Genomic DNA, 16,984 nt, shown 5'->3' with positions numbered 1-16,984 from the left:
AGGGAGTTCATCCATGACGCTCAGCGAGGTCGAGCACACCATCGACATCGACGCCCCCGCAACCGCCGTCTACCGCCTGATCGCCGAGGTGGAGAACTGGCCGCGGATCTTCCCGCCCACCCTCTACGTCGACCAGGTCGAGCAGGACGGCGACAGCGAACGCATCCGTATCTGGGCCACCGCCAACGGCGAGCCGAAGAACTGGACCTCACGCCGCACCCTCGACCCTGAAGGCCTCCGCATCACCTTCCGCCAGGAGGTCTCCACACCGCCGGTCGCCGCGATGGGCGGCACCTGGATCATCGAGCCGCTCACCGATGCCACCTCCCGGGTACGGCTGCTGCACGACTACCGGGCGATCGACGACGACCCCCAGGGCCTGGCCTGGATCGAGAAGGCCGTCGACGGCAACTCGCGCGCCGAGCTCGCCGCGCTCAAGTCCAACGTCGAACTCGCCCACGCCGCCGAGGATGTGACGTTCTCCTTCGAGGACTCGGTCACGATCGCCGGACCGGCCAAGGACGCCTACGACTTCGTCAACGAGGCCGGCAAGTGGCCCGAGCGGCTGCCGCACGTGGCGACCGTCCGCTTCGAGGAACCCGCCCCCGGCCTGCAGGTGCTGGAGATGGACACCCGCGCCAAGGACGGCTCCACGCACACCACCAAGTCCTACCGGGTGGCGTTCCCGCACCACCGGATCGCCTACAAGCAGATCACGCTGCCCGCGCTGATGACGCTGCACACCGGCTACTGGACGTTCACCGAGAACGCCGACGGCACGAGCACCGCGTCCTCGCAGCACACGGTGGTCCTCAACACCGCGAACATCGCCCGGATCCTGGGCGAGGACGCCACCGTCGCGGACGCCAGGGAGTACGTGCACGGCGCGCTGAGCACCAACAGCCGCGCCACCCTGGGCCACGCCAAGGACCACGCCGAGAAACGGCGCTGAGCGTGACGGCCGAGCTGGAGGCCGACGTCGTCGTCGTGGGCGCAGGACCGGTCGGGCTGATGCTCGCCGCCGAACTGCGCCTCGGCGGCGCCGACGTGGCCGTCCTGGAGACACGCCAGAGCCCGACCACCGAGTCGAGGGCCTCGACCCTGCACGCCCGCACCATGGAGATCCTCGACAGCCGGGGCCTGCTCACCGCCTTCGCCAGCCCGCCGCGGGAGGTCCGCGGGCACTTCGGCGGCATCCCGCTGGATCTGACCCTGCCCAGCGCCCACTTCGGGCAGTGGAAGGTGCCGCAGACCCAGACCGAGCGCGTCCTGCAGGACTGGGCGCAGTCCCTGGGCGCCCGCATCACCAGGCGGCACACCCTGCGCGCCCTGCGCACCTCGCAGCAGGGCGTTCAGGCGGTGGCCGCCGGCCCGCACGGCCCGGTGCGGATCCGGGCCCGGTACCTGGTGGGCTGCGACGGCGAGAACTCCACCGTCCGCCGCCTGCTCGGCGCCCACTTCCCCGGCCAGGACGCGCGGCGCGAACTGCTGCGCGCCGACGTCGCCGGCATCGACGTACCCGACCGCCGCTTCCAGCGCCTTCCACAAGGTCTGGCGGTGGCCGCACGGCGCGGCGACGGCGTCACCCGCGTCATGGTGCACGAGTTCGGCCGCGACGCCGCGGCGCGCACCACCGAGCCGGACTTCGCCGAGGTGTGCGAGGTCTGGCAGCACGTCACGGGCGAGGACATCAGCTCCGGCACCCCGCTGTGGGTCAACTCCTTCGGCGACGCCTGCCGGCAGCTGGCCCACTACCGGCACGGCCGGATCCTGTTCGCGGGCGACGCCGCGCACCGGCAGATGCCGATCGGCGGACAGGCCCTCAACCTCGGCCTGCAGGACGCCGTCAACCTCGGCTGGAAACTCGCCGCGACCGCAGGCGGCCGCACCCCTGAGACCCTCCTCGACACCTACCACACCGAACGCCACGCGGTCGGCCGCCGGGTCCTGGCCAACATCACCGTCCAGGCCCAGCTCCTCCTCGGCGGTACGGAAGCCGGCTCACCGCGCGCACTCATCACCGAACTCCTCGCCTCGACGACGGTGCGCGGCCACCTCGCCGCCATGATCGCGGGCCTCGACATCCGCTACGACACCCAGGACGGAGCCGGCCCCCCACTGCTCGGCGCCCGCCTGCCCCACTTCGACCTGACGGTCCGTCAACGCCGGGCCACCAGCACCGCACTGCTCCGCTCCGGCCGCCCCCTGCTCCTCACCCTGCACCCCGAAGCGGCCGCCCTGCACCGGGACGCCGAACCCTGGTCGGACCGCATCCTCACCGTCGCGGCCACCCCCGCCCCCGGCACCCCGCCCGCCACCCACGCCGGTGCCGGTGCTGTCCTGGTCCGCCCCGACGGCCACGTGGTGTGGGCCCAGCCTGGCGACACCCCCCTGCGCACGGCCCTGACCCGCTGGTTCGGGCCGCCCGCAACCCCATCCACCACCCCCGCCCCGGCGGACCACCGTCTCCTCCCGTCCTCTTCCGCCTCTTCCGCCTTCGAAGGGTGAACCCGATGAACATCAACGACCACGCGCACGAGCGCTACGACGTGGCCATCCTCGGCGCGGGCATGGCCGGCGGCATGCTGGGCGCGGTCCTCGCCCGCAACGGCGTCAAGGTCCTCCTCATCGACGCGGGCACCCACCCCCGGTTCGCCGTCGGCGAGTCCACCATCCCCTACACCTCCGCCATGACCCGGATCGTCGCCGAGCGCTACCAGGTCCCCGAGATCGAGCACCTGGCCAGCTTCCGCGGCGTCCAGGACAAGGTCTCCCCGATGAGCGGCCGCAAGCAGAACTTCGGCTTCGTCTACCACCGCGAGGGCCTGCCCCAGAACCCCCAGGAGATCAACCAGCTGGTCGTCCCCGAGTGGCAGCGCACCGAGAGCCACCTCTTTAGGCAGGACACCGACGCCTACCTGTTCCACCTCGCCGTCCGCTACGGCGCCACCCCGCTGCTCGCCACCCGCATCACCGGCATCGAGACCGGCGCGGACGGAGTGCTGCTGCGCTCTCAGGCCGGCGCCGAGTACCGGGCCGAATACCTCGTCGACGGCAGCGGCTTCCGTTCCCCCGTCGCCGACGCCTTCGACCTGCGGGAGAACCCCACCCGCGCCCGCCACCACTCCCGCACCCTGTTCACCCACATGGTCGGCGTCACCCCCTACGACGACGCCCCCTCGGCGGCCGCGCACAAGCAGCCCAGCCCCTGGCACCACGGCACCCTGCACCACGTCTTCGCCGGCGGCTGGCTGTGGGTGATCCCCTTCGACAACCACGACGGCGCGATCAGCCCCCTGTGCAGCGTCGGCCTCACCCTGGACGAGCGGGTCTTCCCCAAGGACGGGGGGCAGTCCCCGCAGCAGGAGTTCGACACCTTCCTCACCCGCTTCCCGCAGATCGCCGAGCAGTTCACCCACGCCCGCGCGGTACGCCCCTGGGTGAGCACCGGCCGGCTGCAGTACTCCTCCTCCCGTACGGTCGGCGAACGCTACTGCCTGACCGCGCACGCCGCCGGATTCACCGACGCGCTCTACTCGCGCGGCCTGACCAACACCCTCGAAGTCGTCAACTCCCTTGCCTGGCGCCTGATCGACGCCGCCCGCACCGGCGACTGGTCCACCGAAAACTTCGCCTACATCGACGACCTCCAGCAGGGCCTGTACGACGTCCACGACGACCTCGTCTACAGCTCCTTCGTCGGTTTCGGCCACTACGACCTGTGGAACGCCGTCACCCGGGTGTGGGAGGCGACCAGCATCATGCCGACGATGACCGTCGAGCGGGCCTACCGCGCCTTCCTGGAAGGCCGCGACGAGCAGGTCTTCAAGGACCTGGAGAACCGGACCACCCCCGGCCTGCCCGACCCGGTCGGCGCCGACATCCAGGCGCTGCTCACCCTGACGCGTACCACCTGCCAGGCCGTGGAGGCAGGCGGACTGGAGCCGGCCGAGGCCGCCGCTCTGCTCTTCGAGCAGCTGGACAAGTCCGCGTTCCTGCCCGAGCCGTTCGCGCTCGGCGACCCGGACAACACGTGCTTCGAAGCAACGCCCGACCTGCTGCGCCGGGCACTCGAGTGGGGCCGGACCAAGGCCCCCGCCCACATCGCCCGGCTCTTCGGCTGACCGGGGGCCAGTGATGGGGACAGGAGGAACGATGGATGCCGACGTGATAGTGGTCGGGGCCGGCCCGACCGGTCTGATGCTCGCCGGAGAACTGCGCCTGGGCGGTGCCCGTGTCGTGGTCGTGGAGCGCCTGGAGCGGCCCACCGGCCAGTCCCGCGGGCTGGGATTCACCGCACGCGCCATGGAGGTGTTCGAACAGCGCGGCCTGCTTTCGTGGTTCGGCGACCTGGAGAAGGCCCCCCTCGGCCACTTCGGCGGCGTGCAGTTCGACTACACGGTCCTTGAGGACGCCCACTTCGGTGCCCGCGGCGTTCCGCAGTCGCACACCGAGGACGTCCTGGAACGCTGGGCCCTCTCGCTCGGCGCCGACATCCGGCGCGGCTGGGAGTTCCTCGAACTCGACGAACCCGACGACGGCAGCGACGACCGTGTGGAGATCACCGTCGCCACCCCGCAGGGCGTCCAGCGCCTGAGCGCCCCCTACCTGGTGGGCTGCGGCGGCGGCAGCAGCCCCGTGCGCCGCGCGGCCGGCTTCGCCTTCCCCGGCACCGACGCCACCCGCACCATGTACCTCGCCGACGTCGCCGGCTGCGAACTGCGCCCGCGGTTCCTGGGCGAACGCCTGCCCGGCGGCATGGTGATGGCCGCACCGCTGGGCGACGGCGTCGACCGCATCATCGTGGTGCCCGACGCCGTACCCGGCCAGGAACGCGAACGCACGGTCGGCTTCACCGAGATCGCCGACGCCTGGCAGCACATCACCGGCGAGGACATCAGCGCCGGCACCGCGCACTGGGTCAGCTCCTTCACCGACGCCACCCGCCAGGTCACCGAGTACCGGCGCGGCCGCATCCTGCTGGCCGGCGACGCCGCACACGTCCACCTCCCGGCCGGCGGACAGGGCCTGAGCACCGGCGTCCAGGACGCGGCCAACCTCGGCTGGAAACTCGCCGCCGAAGTTACCGGCCGTGCACCGGCCGGTCTGCTCGACAGCTACCACACCGAGCGGCACGCCGCCGGAAAGCGGCTCCTGATGAACACCCACGCCCAGGGCATGCTGTTCGTCGGCGGCCCCGAGATGGGCCCGCTGCGCGAACTGATGGGCGAGCTCATCCAGTACGACGACGTCAAACGCCACCTCGCCGGCCTCGTCTCCGGCCTGGACGTGCGCTACGACGTCGGCCCCGGCACCCACCCGCTCCTGGGCCGCCGCCTCCCGCCGCGCACCCTCACCGCCGCCACCGGCCCGCTCAGCACCATGGAACTGCTGCACCCGGCCCGCGGACTGCTCCTGGACCTCGCAGACGATGCCGGACTGCGGACGGCGGCCGCACCCTGGCAGGACCGGGTCGTCACCGCAACCGTGAGGGCTGAGGACAGCGAGCCCGTCCTGTCGGCCACCACCGCGCTGCTGGTCCGCCCCGACGGATACGTGGCCTGGGCCGCCGACACCGGCACAGGGACGGACCCGGAGGACCTGCGCGCCGCGCTGCAGCGCTGGTTCGGAGATCCCCAGAACACCGCCGGCACCGCAGGCGAGGCTGTTGCCACGGGGAGTTCCACGTGACCGTGGACGCGTTGTCACGGGGCGGGGCCCAGACCCTCACGCTGGACGCCGCCGGCGTCCCGCTGTCGGGCCTGCTCTCCGCCCCGCCCGGCGGTACACCCCGCGCCACCGTCCTCGCCCTGCACGGCGGCGGCATGAGGGCCGGCTATTTCGACGCCCAAGCCCACCCCGGCCAGTCCCTGCTCACCCTGGGCGCCCGCCTGGGCTACACGGTCCTCGCCCTGGACCGCCCCGGCTACGGCGCCTCGGCCGCACACCTCCCGCAGGGACAGACCCTCACCGAACAGTCCGCCCGCATACGCACCGCCCTCACCCAGTACGCCGCCACCCACCACTTGGGCGCCGGCCTGTTCGTCCTGGGCCACTCCTACGGCGGCAAACTCGCCCTCACCTGCGCCGCCGACGGCTTCACCGTGCCACTCCTCGGCCTGGACATCTCCGGCCTCGGCCACCGCCTCGCCGTCCCCACAACCGAACTGCCCTCGGCCACGGGCCACGGCCACTGGAGGCACAACTGGGGCGCCCTGCGCCTGTACCCGCCCGACACCTTCCGCACCTGCCCCGAGCTCATCGCCCCCATGCCCGCCCGCGAACGCGCCGAAGTACCGGCCTGGCCCGCCCGGTTCGCCCACGTCGCCGCCCAAATACGCGTACCCGTCCGCTTCACCTTCGCCGAGTACGAGAAGTGGTGGCGCCACGACGAACACGCCCTGACCGAACTGACAGGACTCCTGCCCCTCGCCCCGCGCGTGCTCGTGGAACGCCAGCCGCAGGCCGGCCACAACATCAGCCTCGGCTGGACCGCCCACACCTACCACCTGCGCGCCCTCGCCTTCCTGGAGGAATGCCTCGCCGGACGCGCGGTCGTCGGCAACCCCCTGCCCGCAGCCGCCTGACCACCCGCCGCCCCCACCGCCCTCGCACACCCCGGCGCACCCGGCGCGCCCCGGCGAAAGGACACCGACCCGCCCGCCACCCCGCGCCCCTCGACGGAAGCGACGAAGTCCATGAACTCCGCCACCACTTCGCTGTTCGCCACGCCACCCGATCCGTCCGCCCTGCGCGCCATGGACCCCGACACCCGCACCCGGATCATCGAAGCCTGGCTCTGCCGGGAACTGGGCCACGTCCTCGACGTGCCGCCCGCCCACCGGGTCAACCCCGACCGCCCCCTGCGCGGCATCGGCGTGGACTCCCTGCTCGCCCTGTGCCTCAAGCGCCGCCTCGAGCTGGAACTCGGCGTGAGCATCAAGGCCCACGACCTGCTGCGCGACGACACCGTCGGCGAAATCGCCGCACTGCTCGCCCAGTCGGTCACCCAACCCGCACAGGCCGCCGCCTACGGCATGACCCGATGAGCGCACCGCACACCGCCGCCCGCCTCTCGGTCGGGACGGGCCGGGTGCACCTGTGGGTGGTCGGCAGCCAGTGGGCCGGCGACCACCCCGAACAGATGGTCACCAGCGAACTCGACGACCGCGAACGGGAACGGGCGGCCGCCTTCGTCCGCCCCCTGGACCGCCTCACCTACCTCATGGCACACATCGCCCTGCGCCGGCTGCTCACCGCCTACACGGACATCCCGCCCGCCCAACTGCCCCTGGGCCGGGACACCTGCCCCTGCTGCGGCGGCCCGCACGGCCGGCCCGTCCTGCACGGCACCCCGCTGCACTTCTCCCTCTCCCACAGCCACGGCATCGCCCTCATCAGCATCGCCGCCGCCCCCCTCGGCGTGGACGTACAGCGCGTACCGACCCTCCAGACCGCCCACCTGTGCCTGCCCGAAATGCACCCCGCGGAACAGCAGGAACTCAACGCCCTGCCCGATGCCGAACGCCCCCGCGCCTTCGGCCGGCTGTGGACCCGCAAAGAGGCCTACTTCAAAGGCCTGGGCACCGGGCTCGGCCGCGAACTGCACTGCGACTACCTCGGCGAACGCACCGGACCCGACGCACCCGCCCGCCCCAAGGGCTGGCGCGTGCAGACCGTACCCAGCTGCCCCGAACACGTCGCCGCCCTCGCGGTGGCCGCCCCCGCCGACGCCCCGCCGCTCGACATCACCGCCCGGCGACTGCCCACGGAATGCCTCTACACCGGCGACGCCACCGAACGGATCGCCGCCGAGCAGCACGTCTGCCCGAACTGGGAGGAGTGACGACCATGCCCACCGCACCGACAGACGCGGCGCCCCGCACCGGGCCCGCGACGCCAGGAGGCCACGGCGCCACCGAAGAACTCAAAGAGATCAAGGAACGCATCCTGCTCGGCCCCGACCCGGCGGCCACCGAACGACAGCACGCCAAAGGCAAACTGACCGCCCACGAACGCATCGCCCTCCTCCTCGACAAGGGAAGCTTCACCGAGATCGAGGCACTGCGCCGGCACCGCGCGACCGGCTTCGGCCTGGAGGCGAAGAAGCCGTACACCGACGGCGTCATCACCGGCTGGGGCACCGTCGAGGGCCGCACCGTCTTCGTCTACGCCCACGACTTCCGCATCTTCGGCGGCGCCCTCGGCGAAGCCCACGCCACCAAGATCCACAAAATCATGGACATGGCCACCGCCGCCGGCGCACCCCTGGTCTCCCTCAACGACGGCGCGGGCGCCCGCATCCAGGAAGGCGTCAGCGCGCTGGCCGGCTACGGCGGCATCTTCCGCCGCAACACCCAGGCCTCCGGCGTCATCCCGCAGATCAGCGTCATGCTCGGCCCCTGCGCCGGCGGCGCCGCCTACAGCCCCGCCCTCACCGACTTCGTCTTCGCCGTACGCGACATCTCACAGATGTTCATCACCGGCCCCGACGTCGTCAAAGCCGTCACCGGCGAGGAAATCACCCAGAACGGCCTCGGCGGCGCCGACGTCCACGCCGCCACCTCCGGAGTGGCCCACTTCGTCTACGACGACGAGGAGACCTGCCTCACCGAAGTCCGCTACCTGCTCTCCCTGCTCCCCGCCAACAACCGCGAACTCCCCCCGGAAACACTGACCGACGACCCCGCCGACCGACCCTGCCCCACCCTCCTGGACACCGTCCCCGCCGACGGCAACCGCTCCTACGACATCCGCACCGTCATCGAGGAAATCGTCGACGACGGCGAACACATGGAAGTCCACACCGCCTGGGCCCCCAACATCGTCTGCACCCTCGCCCGCCTGGACGGCCGCACCACCGGCATCGTCGCCAACCAGCCCGCCTCCATGGCCGGCGTCCTCGACATCAAAGCCAGCGAGAAGGCCGCACGCTTCGTCCAGTTCTGCGACGCCTTCAACATCCCCCTGGTCACCCTCGTCGACGTCCCCGGCTTCCTGCCCGGCGTCGACCAGGAACACGAAGGCATCATCCGCCGCGGCGCCAAACTCCTCTACGCCTACTGCAACGCCACCGTCCCCCGCGTCTCCGTCGTCCTGCGCAAGGCCTACGGCGGCGCCTACATCGTCATGGACTCGCGCTCCATCGGCGCCGACGTCGCCCTCGCCTGGCCCACCAACGAAATCGCCGTCATGGGCGCCGAAGGCGCCGCCAACGTCGTCTTCCGCCGCGAGATCGCCGCCGCCGAGGACCCCGACACCATGCGCGCCCACAAGATCGACGAATACAAGCGCAACCTCGTCCACCCCTACTACGCCGCCGAACGCGGCCTCATCGACGACGTCATCGACCCCGCCGACACCCGCAGGTCCCTCATCAGCGCCCTGACCATGCTCGCCGCCAAGGACGCACCCCTGCCCCGCCGCAAACACGGCACACCCCCCCAGTGAGAGGCCGGCCATGACCACCCAACCCCCCACCCCCGCCCTCGAATTGAAGATCGAACGCGGCAACCCCACCCCCGAGGAACTCGCCGCCGTCATCGCCGTCCTGCACCAGCGCCTCACCCACGCCACCCGCGCCGCCGAAACCCGCCGGCCACCCACCCCAGCCCGCTGGCACCGGCAACAGCCCACCCCCTTCCAGCCCCGCGCCTGGCGCAGCATCCAGTTCCAACGCGCGGCCTGACCCCTCATCCCACGCGCGGCCCGACCCCTCGACAAACACCACACCCTCACTCGAGAAAGGCACGAAGATGCCCACACCCCAGGACGAATCCGGCTTGGAAAACCTCCACCGCCAACTGCGGCTCCTCAACGACCGCCACGAGGTCACCCAGCTCTGCGACCGCTACGTCCTGCACCTCGACAAAGACCGCGCCCACGACTCCTGGCTCGACTCGATCTTCACCGACGACGTCCATCTCACCTTCCCCTTCGGCGAGTTCAAGGGCATCGAAGGACTCGCCGCATTCCAGCAGATGGCCCGCACGAACTTCGCCCGCACCCACCACATCAGCGCAAACCACACCGTCGACCTCGACGGCGACGGCGACCACGCCCGCGTACGCGCCCACCTCATGGCCGTACACGTACCCCAAGCCGACGAGCCCGCCGGCCACTTCGACATCGGCGGCCACTACGAAGCCGAAGCCCGCCGCACCCCACACGGCTGGCGCATCCACCGCTTCGTCTTCGACCTCGTATGGCAGTCAGGCCAAGCCCCGCTCGCCAAAACCGCCCACTGAGCCCTGTGTAGGGTGACGCACAGCGCCAACCCGGACGCCGCGCGTCACCACACACACCCCCCGGCCCACCGCCACTCCTACAACTCGCACACGACTGCGAAAGGGTGAGTGAGTGCCCACTACAGCCCCGGGCCGCCCGACGCGCACCCGCATCCTGGACGCCACCCTCCACCTGCTGACCACCACCGGCCTCACCAAAACCACCACCAAGGCCATCGCAGCCACCGCCCACTGCTCCGAAGCCACCCTCTACAAACACTTCACCGACAAGACCGACCTCCTGGCCTGCCTCTTCACCGAACGCCTCCCCACCACAACGCACCTACTGCCAAACGACACCGACACAGACGCGGAAGCCTGCTGCGCCCACCTGATCGCCCAACTCCTCACCTACTACCAGCAATCCATGCCCCTGCTCGGCGCCCTCCTCGCAGACCCCACCCTGCTCCCCGCCCAGCGAACACCGCCGCACCACCTCCTCCAGGCAGTGACCCGCAGCCTGACCCGCCTGCGCGAGCGCGAACAGATCCCCCCGGACGCCGACATACCCACCGCAGCCACCCTCCTCCTCGGCATCTGCTTCCACCAGGCCGCACTAGCAGCCCTGACACCCCACCAACTCCCGCACCCACCACCCGAGTTCACGGCAGCGGTGGCCCGCACCGTGGCAGCCACCCTCTCCACACCGACACGAACCGCCACCAACCAGGAGTGATGAATGAAGCAAGGCCCGCTGTTCTCGACCGCACGCTGGATCGGCCTGCTCTCCGGCGGCATCTTCACCGGATTCCTCGTCTGCGTCATGGTCCTGGAGAACTCCCTGCGCGACTACGACGGCAAGGTCTACACCCAAGTCCGACAAGTCGAACTCGACTCCCTGGACACCCTCGCCTCCGCCACCCTCATCCCCACCATCATCGCCACAGCGATCCTCGTCATAGGCGCACTCAAGGCCAAGACCAAGGACCGCGACCTGTGGATCCCCCTGACAGCCCTCGCCCTGCTCCTCCTCATCCTCATCCTGACCGTGATCGTCAACCTCCCCATCAACGCCGACCAGAAAGACTGGACCGTCACCGCCCCACCCTCCGACTGGGCAGACGTCCGCGACACCTGGCAGACCTCCCACGCAGTCCGCACCCTCGCCGCACTCCTGGCCTTCGGCCTACTGGCCTACTCCGCTGTGACCCGCAGGACCACCAGCACAGCCCCCACCACACCCGCCCCGGCCCCGCTCTCCGCCCGCTCCTAACCCGCCGCCCTCTCGAACACCGCCCGCACCACACCGACGACAAGGACACGACATGACCGCATACGTCATAGCCGAAGCCCAACTCACCGGCGACCCGCAGACGGTGGCCACCTACAGCGCCAAACTCATCTCCACCATCGAACCCCACGGCGGCCGCTACCTCGTACGCGGAGCCCCCTGGCAAGTACTCGAAGGGAAGAGCGAGGCATTCACCGGCATCATCGAATTCCCCAGCGCCCAAGCAGCCCAACAGTGGTACCAGTCACCCGCCTACCAGGAGATCGCCCCCCTCCGCATACACAACACCCAGGGCAGAATCATGATCTTCGAAGGAGTGACCGCCGCCTGAACCCGGCCGGCCGGCCGTCCCCCACAGCCCCAGGAGCCCCCCAGGGGGCGCGCACCGCTGGGAGCGCGCCCCCGTGGCGCGGAGATCCACACCGCGCCGGACCTCTGCCGTACGCGAGAATGAACGCCTAGACCGCCGTGCCGCATGCCGAGGATCCGCGCAATGACCTCCAGCCCCACCACCGCAGAACACACCGCGCGTCTGGTCCTACGCACGGACCAGCAGGAGGGCCTCACCAGCACGGTCCGCCACCTCCGCCGCCCACGCACCCGCGGACACGCCGTCTCCGCCTGCGGTACCGGCAAGACCCTCTTCGCACTACGCGTCGCCGAGGAACTCGGCGTACGCCACCTGGCAGTGGCGGTACCCAGCCTGGACCTGATCGCGCAATGGGCGGCGGCCGCCCGCGCAGACGGCCGCCACGAACCGATGATCACCGTCTCCTCGCTGAACGCCGCCTCCCACCCACTCCTCGCCGAAGCCAAGGTCGACTCGACCAACGCGGGGGAGTACCTGGCCTACTGGCTCGGCCGCCACAAGACGGCCACGGTGTTCTTCACCTACGACTCACTGTCCAAGATCGAAGAAACCCAGCACTCCGCGATCTTCCCCGCCCCCGTCTTCAACCTGCTGATCGTGGACGAAGCCCACGCCACGGCCGGCACCTGGGAGAAGAACTGGACCGCACTCCACGACAACAACCGCATCCCCGCCGAGCGCCGCCTCTACCTCACCGCCACCCCCTACGTATGGGAAGCCCCACGCCTGACCGAACCGCCCACCACCGGCCCACAGCCCAAACGCACCACCGCCACCGCCCCAGCCTGGGACGACCCATCCCTACTGGCGACCATGGACCAACCGCAGATCTTCGGCCCCCGCCTGCACACCTACTCCCATGCCGACGCCATCGACGACGGCGTCCTGGCCGACTACCAGCTCCTCGTCCCCACCATCACCGACACCGAACTGCGCACCGCGCTCACCGACCCGCAAGCCGGGCCCACCGCGCGCCGCACCACCGCCCTCCACCTGGCCATCCTCAAAGCCATACGCGAACAGGACCTGCGGCACGTATTCGTCTACTTCCAGCAGATCGCCGACGCCGCCGACTTCGCCACCCAGTTCGCCCACACCCTGCGCACCCTCCCCACCGAACTGCGCCCCGACTGGGCGGACGAAATCGTCGTACAGTCCATCGACGGCACCCACAACCCCCACCAGCGCGCCGACATCATCGCCCGCTTCACCAACGCCGACCGCGGCCTACTGGCCAACGCCAAAGTCCTCGGCGAAGGCGTCGACCTCCCCGCCGTCGACGGCATCGTCTTCGCCGACCGCACCACCAGCGTCCGCCGCATCGTCCAAGCCCTCGGCCGCGCCCTGCGCAAACCCCCCACCCTCAAGACGAAGACAGCCAGCCTCGTCATCCCCGCCTACATCCCGCCCGGCGCCGACCCCACCGACCTCCTCGGCACCCCCTACGAAGCACTCTGGCTCGTCACCGCCGCCCTGCGCCACCACGACCAGACCATCGCCGCCCGCGCCCCCCGCGGCAAACACCAGCACCCCGCCCACGACACCCACACCTACATCACCCACCGCTTCCGCTTCGACCACACCCTCGACCCATCAGCGATCGCCCGCGCCCTGAACCTGCTCGCCTGGCCCTCCAACGGCGCCGTCCTCTCAGCCCCCCGCCGCGCAGGCCTCGCCGCCGCCATCCGCTACCACACCGAACACGCCCACCTGCGAGTGCCATCCGACTACGAGGACGCCTACGGCTACCGCCTGGGCTCGTTCATCACCGGCCAGCGCACCGCCTACCAAGCCGGGGCTCTCGACGAGCCGTGGACCGCCGAACTCGACACCCTCGGCATGATCTGGGATGACCACGAAGCCGCCTGGCAGGGACACATGGCCACCGTCGAGGCCTACCACGCCGAGCACGGCCACCTCGCCATCCCCGCACAAGCACCCGGCGGACAGTTCCTCGTCGACCAGCGAGCCCTGGCCCGCAAAGACCGCCTCACCGCCGACCGCAACGCCCAGCTCACCGCCCTCGACCCGGACTGGAAACTCCCCAACGGCCCCGACTGGCACCGCAAATACCACCTGCTACGCCGCCACCTCGAAGCCGGCAACCACCCCAGCACGCTGCGCCGCGACACGGTCATCCATGGGGTGAAGGCGGGCAGCTGGCTGCACCGTCAGTTCACGACCTGGCCCACCCTCGATCCCGGCCGGCGCGACCTGCTCGCCCGCATCGGTCTCACCCCCGACCGCGTCACCCTCGACCAGGAAGGCACCGCAGGCACGTCGCGGCGGCGCACGTTCGCGCAGACCGCCGAGATCCTCCAACTGTTCGTCCGGCGCTGGGGACGCACTCCCGGCGCCCGCGAGTGGATCGAGGTCGACGGCGAGCGCGTCATGATCGGCCCGTGGCTCGCCAAGGCCCGCACCAAACTGAACGCCAGCCAACTCCCCACCAGCCAAGCGGAGTTGCTGTCCGCCACTCTCGCCGAGCACGACATCGATCCGGGCCCCGCCCCTGACCACGGCACCACTCCTCTCCTGCCAGGTGCCGGGAGACGAGAGGATCGGCCGACGCCGCAGGATGCGAGACCAGACCGCCGTGATGGGCGCTGACCTGACACTTTGATGCACGGGACCTACTGTTGGTTTTGTACGTGGGGGCTGACACCACTTGTTGCTCAGAGCGGGGAACGTCCGGTTTCACCGGAGGGCGATGTCTCTGGGTTCTGACAACGCCGGGGGCTTGCAGTGGGAGCATTGACGTGCTCTGCGGGATGAGGCAGCGATGGCTGGCTTCCGGGTCCGCTACACACTCGCCACCAAGCTGGTCAACGAGCTGGGCGAAGCTGCGGACGAGAAGATCCTGACCAAAACCATCGCCCGCTACGGGCGCGTCGATCTTCTCTGCATAGACGAGCTGGGCTACATGGAGCCGGACCGCAGGGGCGCTGAGCTGCTGTTTCAGGTGCTGACGGAGAAGAGCAGCGTCGCCATCGCTATCGTCGTCACGACGATGGCAGAAACTCTCCCCTGCGGCGACAGAACCGGGATCAATGCACCTCCCAGCCACTAGGGTCTGGGCATGGTCAAGCACGTGCCGTTCACCGGAGGCGAGAAGGAAAGCCTGCACACCGCCCTGGACCGACACCGCGACGCGGTCCTATGGAAACTTGAGGGCCTCGACGACGACCAACTGCGCCGCCCGGTGACTCCGTCGGGCACGAGCCTGATCGGGCTGCTCAAGCACCTCGCCGGCGCCGAACTCGGCTGGTTCTGCCTGACGTTCGGCCGCGAGTGCGATCCCCTTCCCTTCGAAGCCGAAGGCGACGAGGCGTCCGACTGGCGCGTGGCTGCTGACGAGTCGGCCAAAGACATCCTGGACTTCTATGCCCGCGCCCGGGCTGCCGCCGACGAGGCGATCGAGAGCCTCGACATCGACGCCACCGGCACCGCCTTCGCGTTCTTCGACGGCGTCACCGTTTCACTGCGCTGGGCACTGATCCACATGCTTGAAGAAGTCTCCCGGCACGCGGGTCATGCCGACGTCCTGCGCGAGTCCATCGACGGCTTCACCGGAGATCACAACTGGGGCTGACGCCAATACCAACCGGGGCTTCGCCCCGATCGGCTTCTGACTCAAGACATCCGGAGGGCCTGCTCCCTCAACGACACGTAAGAGCGGGTTCACCGAAGAGACCGGCAACGGCCCTGCTGTGGCGGCGAGTTCAGCACGCTGCGTGAGGTAGCCGGCCATGGAGGCCCGATGGACGACCCGCATCCTCTCCAGCAGCACGCCCGGGCTGCGGCGTAGATCAGGAGGCGGTCCAGTCGCGTAGCTGGCGGGCGATCCGGGCGACACCGATCGTCCCGGAAGCGGTGTCGCGTACGAGTGCCACGGCCGCCTTGGGCGGGTACTCGAGCCGACGCTCGTTGAGGGCGAGGTAGGCCTCAACCGCGTGCCAGGCGAAAGCCTCGTTCGAGTGCTCCAGGCAGGGCAGTTTCGCCAGCGTCTGCAGCAACGCAGCCGCCTTGAGGTACAGGGACCCGTAGATGTCGCGCTCCATCGCCCGGGCGTTGACCCGGGCGACAGCGGCGTAGAGCGGTCCGTAGTCGTCGACCTGAGGATCACCGTTGAGCAACTCGGCGGCGTGCAACAGGAACGTGACGTCGAGCGGGTGTAGCGGCTCCGGCTGAGTCACGCGGCGTGGCCCCGCTCCTGGCGATCGAGCTCTTGGAGCGCCTGCTGCTCGGCAGCCCGGTGCTCGGCGCTGGGGTCCACACTGCTGGGCTCGGCCGCGAAGGCCGAACCGCTGCGGGCCATCGACGCCCTGAAGCCGTCCAGGAACTGCTGTTCGACAGCGGTCGCACGTTCGTAGGCGGCCGAGAGGATGTACTCCTGCATGCTGACCCCCTCCTGTTTTGCGGCAGCCGCGATGGCGGCCCGCTTCTGGGGGTCGGGGAAACGCAGATTCATCGCCTTGGGTTCCGACATGGCACCCAAGGTACCAGCGGTACCACGCCTTCCGGAATCAAAGACCCGAGCGGCTTGCACCCCCTGCTGCGCGGCTTCATGTCACCGCAAGATCCGTAGCTCCCTCAGAGGGGAGCAGAGACGAACGGGCCCCCAGACGAGACGGACGCAGCGCCACCCGGTGCGCCAGGACCTCGCTTGGTACCGCACGCGGCACCAAGCTGCGCAAGGCCGAGGAGCGGGGGAGAGGCAGAACTCGAATCTTCCAAAGTTATGTAGCTAAGGAAGCACTCGACTCTCCAGAGTCTTCGACTGCATACTCGATCACTTGTCCAATGAAAGTAAGCGAGGCGATTCCCGCAGACAAGAAGCCGCCTCTCCGCCCCTTTCCCAGCCGGCGAGAGTCGGCCACGGAGTGGACGTCTCTCTAACTAGCCTCAGAAACAGTCAAGTTGTACTTGGTAGCACAGGCCAGTCGGGGAGGAGTCACGATCGCGGAGCGATCGGGGCACCGGACCGACGAAACCGACTTGATCCGCGGAGCGGATCCCGGTCCCGGAGGGACCGAGCCGTCTCCGCGGAGCGGAGACGGGTTCCGACGCGTAGCGTCGGCGCGTCGTTCCTGCGGG

The 16,984-nt window shown here is 70.0% G+C and carries 17 protein-coding genes and 1 pseudogene; 16 read left to right on the top strand and 2 right to left on the bottom strand.

Annotated elements, in window-relative coordinates; genetic code table 11:
- Positions 1-13 precede the first annotated feature (13 nt).
- The 16 genes and pseudogenes from OG219_RS47710 to OG219_RS47635 all read left to right on the top strand — a co-directional run bounded on the left by OG219_RS47710 (position 14) and on the right by OG219_RS47635 (position 15,479).
- On the top strand, positions 14-952 hold the full coding sequence (locus tag OG219_RS47710; protein WP_266838048.1) for an aromatase/cyclase: 939 nt from the start codon (positions 14-16) through the stop codon (positions 950-952).
- A gap of 2 nt (positions 953-954) precedes the next feature.
- Positions 955-2,508, top strand: a complete 1,554-nt coding sequence (locus OG219_RS47705; protein ID WP_266838046.1) for an FAD-dependent monooxygenase — start codon at positions 955-957, stop codon at positions 2,506-2,508.
- Positions 2,509-2,513: 5 nt separating this feature from the next.
- Entirely contained in the window at positions 2,514-4,124 is a 1,611-nt protein-coding gene (locus OG219_RS47700; protein WP_266838045.1) for an NAD(P)/FAD-dependent oxidoreductase, read from the top strand.
- Positions 4,125-4,155: 31 nt separating this feature from the next.
- Entirely contained in the window at positions 4,156-5,691 is a 1,536-nt protein-coding gene (locus OG219_RS47695) for an FAD-dependent monooxygenase (protein ID WP_266838043.1), read from the top strand.
- The gene (locus OG219_RS47690; protein ID WP_266838041.1) at positions 5,688-6,587 is read left to right on the top strand and encodes an alpha/beta hydrolase; all 900 of its coding nucleotides are present in this window, start codon (positions 5,688-5,690) and stop codon (positions 6,585-6,587) included. Before OG219_RS47695 ends, OG219_RS47690 begins: the two co-directional genes overlap by 4 nt.
- A gap of 111 nt (positions 6,588-6,698) precedes the next feature.
- Complete coding sequence (locus OG219_RS47685) at positions 6,699-7,049, top strand: acyl carrier protein (RefSeq protein WP_266838039.1); 351 nt, start codon at positions 6,699-6,701, stop codon at positions 7,047-7,049.
- Positions 7,046-7,846: a 4'-phosphopantetheinyl transferase superfamily protein gene (locus OG219_RS47680; RefSeq protein WP_266838037.1), complete on the top strand. Its 801-nt coding sequence runs from the start codon at positions 7,046-7,048 to the stop codon at positions 7,844-7,846. Before OG219_RS47685 ends, OG219_RS47680 begins: the two co-directional genes overlap by 4 nt.
- A gap of 89 nt (positions 7,847-7,935) precedes the next feature.
- Positions 7,936-9,450 (top strand): acyl-CoA carboxylase subunit beta, encoded by a 1,515-nt coding sequence (locus tag OG219_RS47675; RefSeq protein ID WP_323183379.1) that lies wholly within the window; start codon positions 7,936-7,938, stop codon positions 9,448-9,450.
- A gap of 10 nt (positions 9,451-9,460) precedes the next feature.
- Entirely contained in the window at positions 9,461-9,688 is a 228-nt protein-coding gene (locus OG219_RS47670) for an acyl-CoA carboxylase subunit epsilon (RefSeq protein ID WP_266838033.1), read from the top strand.
- A gap of 67 nt (positions 9,689-9,755) precedes the next feature.
- Positions 9,756-10,247 carry a nuclear transport factor 2 family protein gene (locus tag OG219_RS47665; RefSeq protein ID WP_266838031.1) on the top strand — a complete coding sequence of 164 codons (492 nt, stop codon included), beginning with the start codon at positions 9,756-9,758 and terminating at the stop codon, positions 10,245-10,247.
- A gap of 112 nt (positions 10,248-10,359) precedes the next feature.
- Complete coding sequence (locus OG219_RS47660; RefSeq protein ID WP_266838029.1) at positions 10,360-10,962, top strand: TetR/AcrR family transcriptional regulator; 603 nt, start codon at positions 10,360-10,362, stop codon at positions 10,960-10,962.
- 3 nt (positions 10,963-10,965) lie between these two features.
- The gene (locus OG219_RS47655) at positions 10,966-11,499 is read left to right on the top strand and encodes an anthrone oxygenase family protein (RefSeq protein ID WP_266838027.1); all 534 of its coding nucleotides are present in this window, start codon (positions 10,966-10,968) and stop codon (positions 11,497-11,499) included.
- Positions 11,500-11,551: 52 nt separating this feature from the next.
- Positions 11,552-11,848, top strand: coding sequence for a DUF1330 domain-containing protein (locus tag OG219_RS47650; protein ID WP_266838025.1), 297 nt, complete (start codon positions 11,552-11,554; stop codon positions 11,846-11,848).
- A 162-nt stretch (positions 11,849-12,010) separates the two neighbouring features.
- The gene (locus OG219_RS47645) at positions 12,011-14,497 is read left to right on the top strand and encodes a DEAD/DEAH box helicase (RefSeq protein WP_266838023.1); all 2,487 of its coding nucleotides are present in this window, start codon (positions 12,011-12,013) and stop codon (positions 14,495-14,497) included.
- A gap of 178 nt (positions 14,498-14,675) precedes the next feature.
- Positions 14,676-14,882: pseudogene (locus OG219_RS47640) on the top strand (ATP-binding protein); the annotation flags it as partial.
- Between the two features lie 84 nt (positions 14,883-14,966).
- Positions 14,967-15,479, top strand: a complete 513-nt coding sequence (locus OG219_RS47635; protein WP_266838021.1) for a DinB family protein — start codon at positions 14,967-14,969, stop codon at positions 15,477-15,479.
- 217 nt (positions 15,480-15,696) lie between these two features.
- Here the strand turns inward: OG219_RS47635 and OG219_RS47630 are convergent, their stop codons facing one another.
- A complete protein-coding gene (locus OG219_RS47630; RefSeq protein ID WP_266838019.1) occupies positions 15,697-16,083 on the bottom strand; it encodes a fic family toxin-antitoxin system, toxin component in 387 nt (128 codons plus the stop codon).
- Positions 16,080-16,376, bottom strand: a complete 297-nt coding sequence (locus tag OG219_RS47625; RefSeq protein WP_266838017.1) for a DUF1778 domain-containing protein — start codon at positions 16,374-16,376, stop codon at positions 16,080-16,082. The genes OG219_RS47630 and OG219_RS47625 overlap by 4 nt, the downstream gene beginning before the upstream one ends.
- Between the last annotated feature and the right edge of the window lie 608 nt (positions 16,377-16,984).

Origin of the sequence: Streptomyces sp. NBC_00038 (assembly GCF_026343635.1) — a bacterium.
Lineage (GTDB): Bacteria > Actinomycetota > Actinomycetes > Streptomycetales > Streptomycetaceae > Streptomyces.
The sequence above is the reverse complement of the archived record's forward strand: the minus strand, read 5'-3'. Positions and strand labels throughout refer to the sequence as shown.

Bases quoted from the DNA above. Each gene is read 5' to 3' on its own strand.
- OG219_RS47710 (WP_266838048.1), top strand. From the start codon at position 14: ATGACGCTCAGCGAGGTCGAGCACACCATCGACATCGACGCCCCCGCA.
- OG219_RS47700 (WP_266838045.1), top strand. From the start codon at position 2,514: ATGAACATCAACGACCACGCGCACGAGCGCTACGACGTGGCCATCCTC.
- OG219_RS47695 (WP_266838043.1), top strand. From the start codon at position 4,156: ATGGATGCCGACGTGATAGTGGTCGGGGCCGGCCCGACCGGTCTGATG.
- OG219_RS47685 (WP_266838039.1), top strand. From the start codon at position 6,699: ATGAACTCCGCCACCACTTCGCTGTTCGCCACGCCACCCGATCCGTCC.
- OG219_RS47680 (WP_266838037.1), top strand. From the start codon at position 7,046: ATGAGCGCACCGCACACCGCCGCCCGCCTCTCGGTCGGGACGGGCCGG.
- OG219_RS47670 (WP_266838033.1), top strand. From the start codon at position 9,461: ATGACCACCCAACCCCCCACCCCCGCCCTCGAATTGAAGATCGAACGC.
- OG219_RS47665 (WP_266838031.1), top strand. From the start codon at position 9,756: ATGCCCACACCCCAGGACGAATCCGGCTTGGAAAACCTCCACCGCCAA.
- OG219_RS47655 (WP_266838027.1), top strand. From the start codon at position 10,966: ATGAAGCAAGGCCCGCTGTTCTCGACCGCACGCTGGATCGGCCTGCTC.
- OG219_RS47650 (WP_266838025.1), top strand. From the start codon at position 11,552: ATGACCGCATACGTCATAGCCGAAGCCCAACTCACCGGCGACCCGCAG.
- OG219_RS47645 (WP_266838023.1), top strand. From the start codon at position 12,011: ATGACCTCCAGCCCCACCACCGCAGAACACACCGCGCGTCTGGTCCTA.
- OG219_RS47635 (WP_266838021.1), top strand. From the start codon at position 14,967: ATGGTCAAGCACGTGCCGTTCACCGGAGGCGAGAAGGAAAGCCTGCAC.
- OG219_RS47625 (WP_266838017.1), bottom strand. From the start codon at position 16,376: ATGTCGGAACCCAAGGCGATGAATCTGCGTTTCCCCGACCCCCAGAAG.